The sequence below is a fragment of the Chrysiogenia bacterium genome (assembly GCA_020434085.1).
Lineage (GTDB): Bacteria > JAGRBM01 > JAGRBM01 > JAGRBM01 > JAGRBM01 > JAGRBM01.
Genome location: JAGRBM010000344.1, coordinates 1 through 12,794 on the forward strand (window position 1 = coordinate 1; position 12,794 = coordinate 12,794).

The following is a 12,794-nucleotide window of genomic DNA, read 5'->3' on the forward strand; positions in this document are numbered from 1 at the left end:
CATGGCCGGAGATCTGCGCGCAGATGACGAGCGCGCTGCTCAAAGACGAGCCGAACGACGCGCGAAGCCGTTACACCATGCGCGCGCTTGCCAATTGCGTTTTGAGCCTGCTGCGCAGCCCCGACCAGGCCCTGCGCGTGCAGGCGGCCCACACGATTCTGCGCACGCTGCAGGGGAGCATCGCTGCGCTGCCCGAGGACGGTGGCGGCGGGCCCAAGGTCACCATCGGCGGGCCGCTGGCGGGGAGCTGCACCGGCGGAGATGGCGGAGGCGAAGCAACATTCCCTGCTCCCCCTTTGGGGGAGCTGTCGCCCAAGGCGACTGAGGGGGTCGTGCAGACGGCGCGATCCTCTTTGCAGCGCGGCGGCACCGGCACCCCCTCAGCCCGCCGCTACGCGCCAGGCAGCTCCCCCGGCGCGGGGGAGCAGGGAGTGGTGTGCTGCGCGCCTTCGGCGCGACCTCTCCCAAAGGGAGAGGTGAAAGACTCGTCCACGTCCACGACTGACGTCCACGACAAACGAGAAGAACGCGCGGATGCGCCCGTGGACGCGGACGGAAAATGCGCTGGAGTGGGCGCGCCGTCAATGGGGATGGGTAAGAACTTCCCCGCGCGCGATCACGAACCGGATGGCGGGCCCGCTGCGCGGGCCTTATCGGTTGCGCTTGCTCAGGCGGATGGTGAGGAAGTTGATCTTTTCCTGAATGACTTCCTGCCGGGGAAACTCGCCTTCGATGTCGCGGTAGATTTCCAGCGCCCGTTCGGTCTCATCGAGTTCGGAGAGCGCCTGCGCCAGGTCGTAGCGGGCCTCCAGCCAGGCCGCGCGAAAGCCGGGGCGGTCTTTGGTCCAGGCGGCAAGGCTCTCGTAAACGGTCGCCGCCTCGCCGGGGCGCTCGAGCACGAGCAGCATTTCTCCGAGCAGGCTCTTGGCGGCAACGCGCACCTGGTCGGGAAGTTCCTTGATCTCGATGAGCGCCCGCAGCTCGGTCTCGGCCTGTTGGGGATTGCCCAGCCGGGCGTAGCCTTCGGCCTGGTGGAGCATCCACTCGTAGCGCCGCTCGTGTTCGGGGTAGAGGTTGAGAAGGCGCGTGTAGTCGAGCACGGCGCGCTCGGGATGTTTGAGGTGGTCGATCTCGATCTCGGCGGCGCGCTCCAGGCCGATCACCGCGTAGTTGGTTTCGGGAAAGAGTCGCGAGCCCCGCCGGTAGACTTCCACCGCGAAGCCCGGAAGGCGCTGGTGAACATCGATGGTGCGCGCGTATTCGTAGAGCGCCTCGGGGGCCATCTCCCCCTCGGGGTCCATTTCAAAGGCTTTGTAGTAGAGCTCGGCGGCGCGTTCGGCATCGCCCTTTCGAAGCGCGCGGTGGGCCAGATAAAAGGTGAAGTCGATGCGCTGGCCGCTGGTGCAGGCGCCAATGAGCGCGGCGAGCGCAAGCGCTGCCGCGAGGCTCCGGGAACGAAAGCTCACGCCTCGTCCCCCTCGCCTCCTGCATCCTCGTCGCTGCCGGCCTCGCCCGGGTCATCGCCTTCGTCGCCCTCTTCGTCGGCGCCGTCTTCACGGGCGACCTGTGCGACGCCGGTCACCGCTTCATCCGAGCCCACGGTAATCAGGCGCACACCCTGGGTGGCGCGGCCGATTTCGGAAATCTCGTCGACGTCCATGCGGATCATCTTGCCGCCGTCGGTAATGAGCATGAGCTGGTCGCCCTCTGCCACGGGGCGGCAGGCGACGACTTCGCCGGTGCGGTCGGTGACCTTGGCGTTGATGACGCCCTTGCCGCCGCGCGAGATGAGCCGGTATTCCTCGACGGGCGTGCGCTTGCCGTATCCCTTGCCCATGACGGTAAGGAGCGATTCATCGCCCTTGAGCGTTACCAGGTCGACGACTTCGTCGTCCTTGCCCAGGCGAATGCCCCGCACGCCGCGGGCGGTGCGACCCATCGGGCGCAGGTTTTCCTCGTCGAAGCGGCAGGCCATGCCCGCGCGGGTGGCCAGCATGATCTGCATGGATCCGTCGGTGACCCGCACGCCGGCCAGTTCGTCGTCTTCTTCGATATTCAGCGCAATGAGCCCTGAGTTGCGCGGCCTGGAGAACTCCATCATGGAGGTCTTCTTGATGTATCCCTTGCGCGTGGCCATGACGACAAAGCGCCCTTCCTCGAACTCGCGCACGGGGAGGATGCTTTGAACCTTCTCTTCCTTCTTGAGCTGCAGAAGGTTGACGATGGCCTTGCCCTTGGCCGTTCTGCCGGCCGCCGGGATGTTGTAGACCTTGAGCCAGTAGAGCCGGCCCATGTTCGTGAAGATCAGCAGGTAGCTGTGGGTGGAGGCCACGAAGATCTCGGTCACGAAGTCTTCTTCGCGCTTGGCCGTCCCCATCACGCCGCGCCCGCCGCGGCGCTGGGCGCGGTAGGTGGTGGTCGGGCTGCGCTTGATGTAGCCCTGGTGGGAAACGCTCACCACCATGTCTTCTTCGGCAATGAGGTCTTCGGCGTTGATGTCGGCCACGGCGCCGGTGATCTCGGTGCGTCGCTCGTTGCCGTATTTCTCGCTCATCTCGTCGAGGTCGGCCTTGATGATGGCCAGCACCTTCTTCTCGTCGGCGAGGATTTCCTCGAGGCGGGCGATGATGCCCTTGATCTCTTCGAGTTCCTGCAGGATCTTGTCGCGCTCCAGGCCCGTCAGGCGCTGCAGGCGCATCTGGAGGATCTCGGTGGCCTGCAGCTCGGAAAGGCCGAAGTTCTCGATCAGGCCGGCCTTGGCAATCGCCGGGTCCTTCGAGTTGCGAATCAGTTCGATGACCGCGTCGAGATTGTCGAGCGCGATCTTGAAGCCCATCAGGATGTGTTCGCGGGCCTTGGCCTCGCGCAGCTCGAAAGCGGTGCGGCGTGTGATGACCTCACGGCGATGGTCGACGAAGTTGACGAGCATCTCCTTGAGATTGAGCACCACCGGCTGGCCGTGAACCAGCGCCAGCATGATGATGCCAAAACCGGTCTGCAGGGGCGTGTGCTTGTAGAGCTGGTTGAGCACCACGTTGGCAACGGCATCGCGCTTGAGCTCGACCACCACGCGCATGCCCGTGCGATCGGATTCATCGCGCAGGTCGGAGATGCCCTCGATGCGCTTGTCGCGCACAAGCTCGGCGATCTTCTCGATGAGGCGCGTCTTGTTGACCTGGTAGGGAATCTCGGTGATGGCGATGCGCTCGCGATCGTCCTTGCCGTAGGTCTCGATCTCGGCGCGGCCGCGGATCTGCAGGCCGCCGCGCCCGGTCTTGTAGGCGCTGTGGATCCCGTCGCGCCCGGTGATGATGCCGCCGGTGGGCAGGTCCGGGCCCGGCACGAACTTCATGAGCTGCTCGACCGTGGCGGTCGGGTTGTCGATCAGATACTTGCAGGCGTCGGAGACCTCGCGCAGGTTGTGCGGCGGAATGTTGGTCGCCATGCCCACGGCAATGCCGCCCGAGCCGTTGATCAGCAGGTTGGGAACACGCGAGGGAAGCACCACGGGCTCGGCAGTCGATCCATCGAAGTTCTCGGAGAAGTCGATGGTCTCCTTGTCGATGTCGGCCATGAGCTCTTCGGCCAGCGCGGTGAGCCGGCACTCGGTGTAGCGGTAGGCCGCCGGCGGGTCGCCGTCGACGGAGCCGAAGTTGCCCTGCCCGTCGATGAGCGGGTAGCGCAGGTTCCAGTGCTGGGCCATGCGCACCAGGGCGTCATAGACGGCGCTGTCACCGTGGGGGTGGTATTTCTTGAGCACTTCGCCGACCACGCCGGCGCACTTGGAATACTTGGTGTTGGAGCGAAGCCCCTCGCGGAGCATGGCGTAGAGGATGCGGCGGTGAACGGGCTTCAACCCATCACGCACGTCGGGCAGCGCACGTCCCACGATCACGCTCATGGCGTAACTCATATAGGACTGGCGCATCTCGTCTTCGATGCTGATGTGGAGGGGCGGCTGCCCGGGACCTTGTTCTGCCATGAAAGAGCGCTCTCGCTAGCGAAATCGGCGGTTTTGGAGCCGCAGGGCCCGGAAAAACGGGGTGCGACCGACCCCTGCCCTCAACCCCGGGATCTGCCGATTGCGTCCTTTGCTATACCCCGCCCCACCCGGCCGGTCAACGGACCCGGGCGGCGGTTGCGACCCCCGTAAATCACGATAATTGTTGACATTTTTTCCGTGGATTGTTACGTACTCGACATTGATCGCGATTTCGACCGGACGAGTCGGACTTCAGGCCCGCGGCGCTGGCACGCCCAAGGACTCAACCCCGATGTGGTCGCCATTTGGTCTCTCCGAATGCGCGCCCCGCCGTTCCGGCCAACATGAGTTTGGATACGACACGATGATGCAGTCTTCACGCAGGTGCGCCCCGCTCAAGGGGATGATTTGGATCACACTTTGCCTCGTGCTGAGTCTCGGCGCGGTGATGCTCGTTCCCCAAAGCGCGAGCGCGCAGGGCAACTTCACCATTGTCCACACGCCCCTCGACTACACCGAACGCGGACAGCCCCTCGTCATCCAGGCCACCATCCAGCCCAAGTCCGAACTTCGTTACGCAACCGTCTACTACCGACGTCCGGGCAACGCTTCGTATGCCAGCGCCTTTATGAAAGAAGGCAGCGGCAGCAGCTTCCAGGTGGAGATCCCCGGGAACCAGGTCACCGGGTTCGGCCTTGAATACTACATCTCCATTCGCGACAAGACCGACGCCGAAAAGCTGCTCTATGCGACGCCGACCGAACCGGTCTACGTCTCGACCAAGAACATCGCCGTCCTGTTCACCCGCCGCGACGGGCCCAACTACAACGAAGTGCTCGACGGCATCAAGTCGACCATCAAGGGCCGCATCACCGAGTACTACATGGAGGGTGATCGCAACCAGGGCGAAGCCATCCTCAACCAGGCCATCAAGGGCACGCAGAAGTCCGACCTCATCATCGCCATCGGCAAGTTGGCGGCCGAGCTGTGCAAGGACGAGGTCGACGACATCCCGGTCGTCTTCACCATGGTCTCGAACCCCTTCAAGCTCGGGCTCAACAACAAGAAGAACATGACCGGCGTCTCCGTGGGCGTTCCGGTCAAGACGCAGATGCAGACCTTCAAGAGCGTGGTGCCCAACATCCGCCGTGTCGGCGTGATCTACGATCCCAGCAACACCGGCGACATGATTGCCGAGGCGAGCATCACCGCGCCCTTCCAGCTTGTGACCGCCAAGGTCGACAGTTCCACCGAGATCGAGCGCGCGCTGCGCGCCTTCTCCGAGGGCATCGACGCCTACTGGCTGCTTCCCGACAGCACGGTGGCCTCGCACCTTGGCGCCGACGTGATCCTCAAATACACGATCGAGAACAAGATCCCGCTGTTCGTGCCGCTCACCGTGTTCGTGAAGTCCGGCGCGCTCGTATCGCTCACTCCCGACTTCGTCGCCGTGGGCAAGCAGACCTCGGCCATGGCCAACGAGATCATGCGCGGCAAGAGCGCCAGCTTCCTGAGCGTGCGCCCCCCCGAGAAGTTCAAGGTGACGCTCAACTCCAAAACCGCCAAGCAGATCGGCGTGGACCAGACCGTCGCCCTCCAGCTCTTCCGCTTCGCCGCGGAAAAGGGCTACCAGATCGAAACGGTGAACTGAACCTTCAACCGAAACCAGAAAGAAAGGGCCCGCATCTGCGGGCCCTTTTTCGTTTACATCGCGCGTGAGACCAAAGCAGTGGCCGGCATTTGCGAGATCCCTCACATCGGTTCGGGATGACATACCGCCTGCACGGTTAGATAAGGAGGCGATGCAACAAACCCTGTCATTCCGAGCGCAGCGAGGAATCTCGCAGGCTCGAACTGACGATGACTATGCGAAAAGGCTTGGAGAAAGGCGCGCGAAGCGCTCCCTCACTGCGGAATCTTGAAGTCCTCATCGACCCCGCTGTAGTAGCTGAGTTTCTCGCGGGCTTCGGGGTTGCCGAGGATCTTGTAGCCCGCCATGCGAACCGCGTTCTTGAGCGCCGATACCGTCGTGTCCACGTCGTCGTAGCGGACGCGGGCGTTCTTGCCTTCCAGGCTGACCTCCACCTCTTTGACGCCCGGGACCTCTTCGAGAGCCTTGGTCACACTGCCCACGCAGTGCATGCAGGTCATGCCGTCAATGCCGATCACGACTTCATTGAGCTGTTTCTCGCCCATGGTTTTCTCCTTGTCTTGCGCCGTCGCGGCGCGCGTGCCCTGCGCGCGGAAGCGCTGCAGGCGCAGCGAGTTGGTAACCACGCACACCGAGCTTGCCGCCATCGCGGCAGCGGCGAACTGCGGGCGCAGCATTCCGAAGGCCGCCAGCGGGATCGCCGCCGTGTTGTAGAAGAGCGCCCAGAAAAGATTCTGCTTGATGATCCGCAAGGTCTTTCGTGACAGGCGAATGGCGCGCGCCACGCGGCCCAGATCGCCGCCCACGAGCGTCATGTCGGCGCTCTGCAGGGCGATGTCGGTGCCGCCGCCCACGGCAAAGCCCACGTTGGCCGAGGCCAGTGCCGGCGCGTCGTTGATGCCGTCGCCCACCATGCCCACGTGGGCGCCCTCTCCCCGCAGGCTCGCAATCAGATCGGCCTTGCCCTGGGGTGAGAGCCCGGCATGAACTTCTTCAATGCCAAGCTGGTTGGCGATGTAGGAGGCCACCTGCTGGGTGTCGCCGCTCGCCATGGCAAGGCGCACGTTCAGCTCGCCCAGATCGGCAAGTGCCTCGCGCACCTGGGCGCGCACCGTGTCCTCGAGATAGAAGATCCCCGCACGCTTGCCATCGACCACCACATAGGCGCGCGAGGCCACCGGGTGGGAGGTAGGAGCCTGCATCAGGCGCGAGAGGTCGACGCCCTTGCTCTTGATGAACTCGAAAGTGCCCACGTGAACTTCGCGGCCGTCCACCTTTCCGCTGATGCCTGCGCCAGGGAGAACCTGCACGTCACTGGCCTGAAGCTCCGGTGCGCCCTGCTCTCTGGCATAGCCCACGATGGCGCGGCCCATGGGATGCTCGCTGGCGGCTTCCACCGCGGCGGCCAGCGACATGGCTTCTTTTTCCTTGCCGCTGCCCCAGTTGTTCAAGAACTCGACCACCTTCGGGCGCCCCTCGGTGAGCGTGCCGGTCTTGTCGGCAACCAAAACGGAGAGATGCGCCGCCGCTTCGAGCGCGGCGCCGTTGCGCACGAGGATTCCCTCCTGCGCGGCGCGCCCCGACGCGGCCAGCACGGCGGTGGGCGTTGCAAGCCCCAGCGCGCACGGGCAGGCAATGAGCAGCACCGACACCGCCGGCAGAATCGCACCCGCAAGGTCCGCGCCGGAAATCCACCAACCAACCGCGGTGCCCAGCGCAATGAGCAGTACGATGGGGACGAAGACGCCGGCAATCTTGTCGGCCAGGCGCTGCACCGGGGGCTTGGAGCCCTGGGCTTCTTCGACAAGGCGCACCATTTGGGCGAGGAAGGATTCGCTGCCAAGAGACTTGGCCGCGATCTCCAGCACGCCCGCGCCGTTGACCGTGCCGCCGAGCACGGCATCGCCCGCCTTCTTGAGAACCGGGACGGACTCGCCGGTCGCAATGGACTCGTCGATTTCGCTCGTGCCGCTCAGCACCTCACCGTCGACGGGCACGCGCTCGCCGGGGCGCACGCGGATGCGGTCGCCGACCTGCAGGCTCTCGACTGGGACTTCTTCGACGCCGCTCTCCGCGATGCGGTGGGCGGTCTTGGGAGAGAGATCCAGCAGCGCGCGCAGCGCCGCGCCCGCGCGCGTGGTTGCGCGGGCCTCCAGCAATTTTCCAAGCAGGATGAAGCAGACGATCATCCCGGCCGCATCCAGGTAATAGGGTCCCGGCTTTCCCGTCACCAGCAACGAGCCGCCGTAGGCAAAGGACGCCCCCGCCCCCAGCGCGACCAGCGTATCCATGTTGGCCTGGGCGTAGCGGGCAAGCTTGAACGCGCGGATGAAGAAACCGCGACCGGGACCGAAGACCACCGCGCCGCTGAGTGCAAGCTGAATCCAGGCCGACCCGGGAACCGCGTGTCCAAACCAGTGGAGCGCGACAAGTGGCAGTGAGAGAACAACGGCCAGATGCAGGTTGCGCTCGGCCTGCAGCAGTTCTTCGGAATGGTCTTCTTCTTCGTCCTCACCCACGTGCAGGGTGTAGCCAATGGCCGAGACGCGGCTTTCGAGCTGCGCGGGATCGACTTGGCCCGAGACGAAGGCCCTGCCGGTCGCATAGTTCACCGTGGCGCTCTCGACGCCGGGGGTTTCCTGAAGCTGCTTTTCAACGCGTGCCGCGCACGAGGAACAGGTCATCCCGCTGACGGCATAGACTTTCGATTGCTGCGACATTTGCCCCGCCTTTCTCCGGCTCAACCCGAGCCGAATCTCTCGAGGGCGGCCACCAGTTCGGCCAGTTTCTGCTCGCGCTCATGGTCGGCGCCGGAGTTTACCGCCTCCAGGACGCACTCTTCGATGTGGCCGCTCATCTGCGCGGACTCGACCTTGCGGAGCGCGGCATGCACCGCGCGAATCTGGGTGAGCACTTCCACGCAGGAACGCTCCTCCTCGATCATTCTGGCGATGCCGCGGACCTGGCCTTCGATTCGTTTCAGACGCTTGAGCTGATCCGTTATGTCTGGTGGTGTCATAGCGCAATCATACCCATTGGGGGTATGACTTGCCAAGCGATGCCCATTCCCCGGGCGAAATAACGGGCGGGCGCGCTAGTTCTTGGGGACGGCCTTGAGCTTGGCCTTGCCGTTTTCGATGGAAACCTTGAACTCGACCCGCTTGCAGTTGTAGCGCTGCTTGATGGCGGCTACCTGCTTCTCGACGACCGATTGCAGGGCCTCGCGCGAGACGTTGCCCCCCTCGCCGGTCTTGGCGCGGGCAGCCATGTAGGCCTGGTGGAGGTTGTCGATGGCGCCGCCGCCCTTGGGTTTGGTCTGGCCGGCCTTCGCCCGTGCGGCCGCCTGCTTCTCCTTGAGGCGGTTTTCCTCGCGAAGGCGCTGTTTCTCGTGGAGATCGGCCTTGAAGCGGTCGCGGTAGTAGGTGCCTTCCTCGATCTGCTTGAGGGTCCGGGTGTAGTAGTTGTTGTCGCTGACCATGCGCTGGTTGAGCGAGTTGCGCCGGAACTTGACGGCGGTGTTGTTGAAGGTGCGGCGCATCATCGCCTGCATGTCCTTCTTCACCCTCTCCCACTCGTCGGTGGGCGGGAGCTTCTCGATGCCCAGGAAATACTGCTCCATGTGCTGACGAAGCAGCTTCAAGCGACCGTCGAGCTCGCTGAGCTCACTCATTGCGTCGGGTTCTTTGGCCAGTGCCACCGGACTTCTCGCCTCCACAAGGTTCTGGGATTCTCGGTAGGCCAACTATAGCGCCCGAAACCAGCTTTGCCCATGGGGCACTTACCCTTGCCTGCAAGGGCCCTGCTGGTCAGACTACGCGGGCTATGGCGCTGCTCGAATACGACATGCCGCTCTACCGCCCCCCCTCGGAGGGCCGGAACCTGATTCTCCAGGTCACGCTGGGGTGCTCCCACAACGAGTGCACCTTCTGCATGATGTACAAAACCAAGCAGTTCCGCGCGCGTCCCTGGGAGGAAATCCGGGCCGAGATCGACCGGCTGGCTCCCCATTTTCAGGGGGTCGACCGCATCTTTCTTGCCGACGGGGATGCCCTCGTGCTCTCGACGCGGCGCCTCACCCAGATTCTCGACCACCTCCATGCGCGCTTCCCGCGCCTTGCCCGGGTCACCAGCTACGCGACCCCCCAGAACATCCACGCCAAGAGCGCGGAGGATCTCGCCCTGCTGCGCGAGAAGGGCCTCACCATGCTCTACGTGGGCGTGGAATCTGGCGATCCGGAGACGCTGACGCTCATTGAAAAGGGCGCGACCGACCAGGAAATCATCGACGCCGGGCAGAAGGCCAACGCCGCGGGCATGAAGGTCTCGGCCACCGTGCTCATCGGCCCGGCCGGCAGGGAGCGCAGCGCCGAGCACGCCGAGGCCACCGCCCGGGTCCTCACAAAGATGCAGCCGGCCTACGGCAGCGCGCTCGTGATGATGATGGGGCCGCTCGAAGACGACTACAAGCAGATGATGGAGCGCCGCCGCGGCGGCCCCTGGAACTGGCTCGACCAGAGGCAGACCCTTGAAGAGCTGCGCGCGCTGGTCGCCGCCATCGACGCGCCGGCAATGGAGTTTCGCTCCAACCACGCGTCGAACTATCTTCCGCTTCGCGGGCGCTACCCCGAGGACCGCGCCGCGCTGACGCGGGTCATCGATGAAGTTTTGAACAACCCGGGGCACCCCGCCCTGCGGCCCGATCACCTGCGGGCGCTTTAGGAGCGAACATGCCTTCTTCCCGAGCAGTCACCCGCGGCGTCGTCGTCGAAGTCGAATCCGCCTTCAGCGAGGCCCATTCCGAGCCCGCCCAGGGCAACTGGTTCTTCCTCTACACGATCCGCATCACCAACGAAGGCGACGAGCCCGTGCAGCTCATCAGCCGCCACTGGATCATCACCGACGGCAGCGGCGGCGAGGAAGAGGTGCGCGGCCCCGGCGTGGTGGGCAAGCAACCGGTGCTCTCGCCGGGCGAGAGTTTCGAATACACCTCGGGCTGCCCGCTCACCACCACCGTGGGCTCGATGCGCGGCACCTACCAGATGATCACTTCCGAGGGGGAGAGTTTTGAGGCGCAGGTGGCGCCCTTTACGCTGAGCCTCCCCTACGCATTGAATTGAGGGACCTGCCGTGGCCACTGCAATGAACCGGCTGGAACACGCCATCGCCAGTTTCGACGCCGAGAACGCCAAGGACCCGCGCCTCGAGATCGAGGGGGACGGCAACGAGTATCCGCGCGAGCTGCTCTACCACCAGAGGCTCTCGCGCTGGGTCAAGAAGCTGCGCCCCGCGGCGCCCGAGCACCTGACTCTTGCCGCGCGTTGCCAGCACATCCGCCGCTGGGACATCCCCCGCAGCGACTACCCCACCGGCAAGAAGGGCTACTACAACTGGCGCACGACCCTCTACAAGCACCACGCCGACATCGCCGAAAAGATCCTGCGCGAAGTCGGCTACGACGACGAGATCATCTCCCGCGTGCGCGACCTGCTGCTCAAGAAGGACATCAAGGACGACCCGGACTCCCAGACCCTCGAAGACGCGGTCTGCCTGACGTTCATCGAAAACGGATTTGCCGAGTTCGCCAGCAAACACGATGAGGAAAAGCTCATCGGCATCCTGCAGAAAACCTGGGCCAAGATGAGCGAGCAGGGACGCTCCGCCGCGCTGGCGCTGGAGATGCCGGAAGACCTGCGCGCGCTGGTGGAAAAGGCGCTGGGCTAGGGCCTTCCCTCCGGCTTTTCAGAGCCCCTGAAATTGACTAAGCAATCACTCCGCGTTGCCCCCGGGCGGCGCGGGCTGCCGCTGTGGCGGCCACTGTATTCCAAGGAGAGACCCCATGAGCTTTGAGCTGTCCGAAGACCACAAGATGCTGCGCGATGCCACGCGCAAGTTCGTCCAGTCCGAGCTGCTGCCGCTCAATGTAGAGATCGAGGAGAGCAAGCAGATCCCCGAGGACGCGATGAAGAAGATGCGCGAGATGGGATACTTCGGCATCACCATTCCCGAGCAGTTCGGCGGCCAGGGGATGGACTATCTCTCCTACCTGCTCATTCAGGAAGAACTCGCCTGGGCCCACGACTGCTGGAACTACCTGCACAGCGGCAACAACGGGATCGGCGCCCAGGGGATCGTGCACTTCGGGACCGACGCACAGAAGAAGAAGTATCTGCCGCCGCTGGCATCGGGCGAGAAGATCGCCGCCTTCGGGCTGACCGAGCCGGGCGCCGGCTCGGACGCCCAGAGCATCGAGACCACGGCTGTCAAAAAGGGCGACAAGTGGATCCTCAACGGCCGCAAGCACTTCATCACCCGCGGCGCCATTGCCGAGACCTTTACCATCATGGCGGCCAATGACCGTGAAAAGCGTTCCAAGGGCGGCATCAGCGCCTTCATCGTCGAGAAGGGTTATCCGGGCTTCACCATCGGCCGCTCGCAGGCCTCCATGGGCGGCGACGTGGTCGCGCAGACCGAGCTCATCTTCGAGGACTGCGAAGTGCCCGAGGAAAACCTGCTGGGCGAAGAGGGCTACGGATTCAAGATCGCCATGAAGGTCTTGAACAACGGCCGCCTCTCCATCGCCGCGCGCTGTCTCGGACAGATGAAATACGTCCAGAAACTTGCCGTGAGCTACGCCAAGGAACGCATCCAGTTCAAAAAACCCATCAGCGACTTCCAGATGATCCAGCTCATGATCGCCGACAACGAGGTCGACATCGAGTGCGCCGAGTCCCTGCTCTACCCCACGGGCTGGAAGCTCGACCAGGGCGTCAACGTCAACCGCGAGACGGCCATCACCAAGCTCTTTGCCTCCGAAGCGGCCTGCCGCGTGGCCGACCGCGCCATCCAGATCCACGGCGGCATGGGCTACATGACCGAGACCGACGTCGAGCGGGTCTACCGCGATGCCCGTGCTTCGCGCCTGTATGAGGGCACCAGCGAGATCCAGCGCCGCATCATCGCCCGTGCGGCCATCGAAGACGACCGCAACTGGTAATTCTCATCCCCTCTCCCTCTGGGAGAGGGTCAGGGTGAGGGTTTTGTTACCGCAGTGCCCGAACCCTCACCCGGCGCTTTGCGCCGACCTCTCCCCGAGGGGAGAGGTTGATTCCAGGCTGCTCTTATGCCGCCTGACGCTCGCCAAGCAGGCCGCGGTTGATGATC

General features: G+C 64.3%; 10 protein-coding genes. 5 read left to right on the plus strand and 5 right to left on the minus strand.

Annotated features, from left to right (window positions below; genetic code table 11):
- Positions 1 to 650: 650 nt before the first annotated feature.
- Entirely contained in the window at positions 651 to 1,466 is an 816-nt protein-coding gene (locus KDH09_11995) for a tetratricopeptide repeat protein (GenBank protein MCB0220410.1), read from the minus strand.
- The gene (gene gyrA / locus KDH09_12000; GenBank protein MCB0220411.1) at positions 1,463 to 3,982 is read right to left on the minus strand and encodes a DNA gyrase subunit A; all 2,520 of its coding nucleotides are present in this window, start codon (positions 3,980 to 3,982) and stop codon (positions 1,463 to 1,465) included. Before gyrA ends, KDH09_11995 begins: the two co-directional genes overlap by 4 nt.
- Positions 3,983 to 4,409: 427 nt before the next feature.
- Between gyrA and KDH09_12005 the strand changes: the two genes are divergently transcribed.
- Positions 4,410 to 5,633, plus strand: a complete 1,224-nt coding sequence (locus KDH09_12005) for an ABC transporter substrate-binding protein (GenBank protein ID MCB0220412.1) — start codon at positions 4,410 to 4,412, stop codon at positions 5,631 to 5,633.
- Positions 5,634 to 5,887: 254 nt separating this feature from the next.
- On the opposite strand, the gene KDH09_12010 is transcribed toward KDH09_12005, so the two are convergent.
- From KDH09_12010 to KDH09_12020, 3 genes are all read right to left on the minus strand, one after another.
- On the minus strand, positions 5,888 to 8,353 hold the full coding sequence (locus tag KDH09_12010) for a heavy metal translocating P-type ATPase (protein ID MCB0220413.1): 2,466 nt from the start codon (positions 8,351 to 8,353) through the stop codon (positions 5,888 to 5,890).
- 20 nt (positions 8,354 to 8,373) lie between these two features.
- Complete coding sequence (locus KDH09_12015) at positions 8,374 to 8,652, minus strand: metal-sensitive transcriptional regulator (protein ID MCB0220414.1); 279 nt, start codon at positions 8,650 to 8,652, stop codon at positions 8,374 to 8,376.
- Positions 8,653 to 8,727: 75 nt separating this feature from the next.
- Positions 8,728 to 9,303, minus strand: coding sequence for a hypothetical protein (locus tag KDH09_12020; GenBank protein ID MCB0220415.1), 576 nt, complete (start codon positions 9,301 to 9,303; stop codon positions 8,728 to 8,730).
- A gap of 152 nt (positions 9,304 to 9,455) precedes the next feature.
- Between KDH09_12020 and KDH09_12025 the strand changes: the two genes are divergently transcribed.
- From KDH09_12025 to KDH09_12040, 4 genes are all read left to right on the plus strand, one after another.
- Entirely contained in the window at positions 9,456 to 10,352 is an 897-nt protein-coding gene (locus tag KDH09_12025; protein MCB0220416.1) for a B12-binding domain-containing radical SAM protein, read from the plus strand.
- An 8-nt stretch (positions 10,353 to 10,360) separates the two neighbouring features.
- The gene (gene apaG / locus KDH09_12030) at positions 10,361 to 10,750 is read left to right on the plus strand and encodes a Co2+/Mg2+ efflux protein ApaG (GenBank protein ID MCB0220417.1); all 390 of its coding nucleotides are present in this window, start codon (positions 10,361 to 10,363) and stop codon (positions 10,748 to 10,750) included.
- Positions 10,751 to 10,772: 22 nt separating this feature from the next.
- Positions 10,773 to 11,354: a DUF4202 domain-containing protein gene (locus tag KDH09_12035; GenBank protein MCB0220418.1), complete on the plus strand. Its 582-nt coding sequence runs from the start codon at positions 10,773 to 10,775 to the stop codon at positions 11,352 to 11,354.
- 115 nt (positions 11,355 to 11,469) lie between these two features.
- Positions 11,470 to 12,627, plus strand: coding sequence for an acyl-CoA dehydrogenase family protein (locus KDH09_12040; GenBank protein MCB0220419.1), 1,158 nt, complete (start codon positions 11,470 to 11,472; stop codon positions 12,625 to 12,627).
- Positions 12,628 to 12,794 lie beyond the last annotated feature (167 nt).

Coding starts and splice junctions, on each gene's coding strand:
- KDH09_12015 (MCB0220414.1), bottom strand. CDS start 8,652: ATGACACCACCAGACATAACGGATCAGCTCAAGCGTCTGAAACGAATC.
- KDH09_12025 (MCB0220416.1), top strand. CDS start 9,456: ATGGCGCTGCTCGAATACGACATGCCGCTCTACCGCCCCCCCTCGGAG.
- KDH09_12040 (MCB0220419.1), top strand. CDS start 11,470: ATGAGCTTTGAGCTGTCCGAAGACCACAAGATGCTGCGCGATGCCACG.
- KDH09_12020 (MCB0220415.1), bottom strand. CDS start 9,303: ATGAGTGAGCTCAGCGAGCTCGACGGTCGCTTGAAGCTGCTTCGTCAG.
- KDH09_12035 (MCB0220418.1), top strand. CDS start 10,773: ATGAACCGGCTGGAACACGCCATCGCCAGTTTCGACGCCGAGAACGCC.
- apaG (MCB0220417.1), top strand. CDS start 10,361: ATGCCTTCTTCCCGAGCAGTCACCCGCGGCGTCGTCGTCGAAGTCGAA.
- KDH09_12010 (MCB0220413.1), bottom strand. CDS start 8,353: ATGTCGCAGCAATCGAAAGTCTATGCCGTCAGCGGGATGACCTGTTCC.
- gyrA (MCB0220411.1), bottom strand. CDS start 3,982: ATGGCAGAACAAGGTCCCGGGCAGCCGCCCCTCCACATCAGCATCGAA.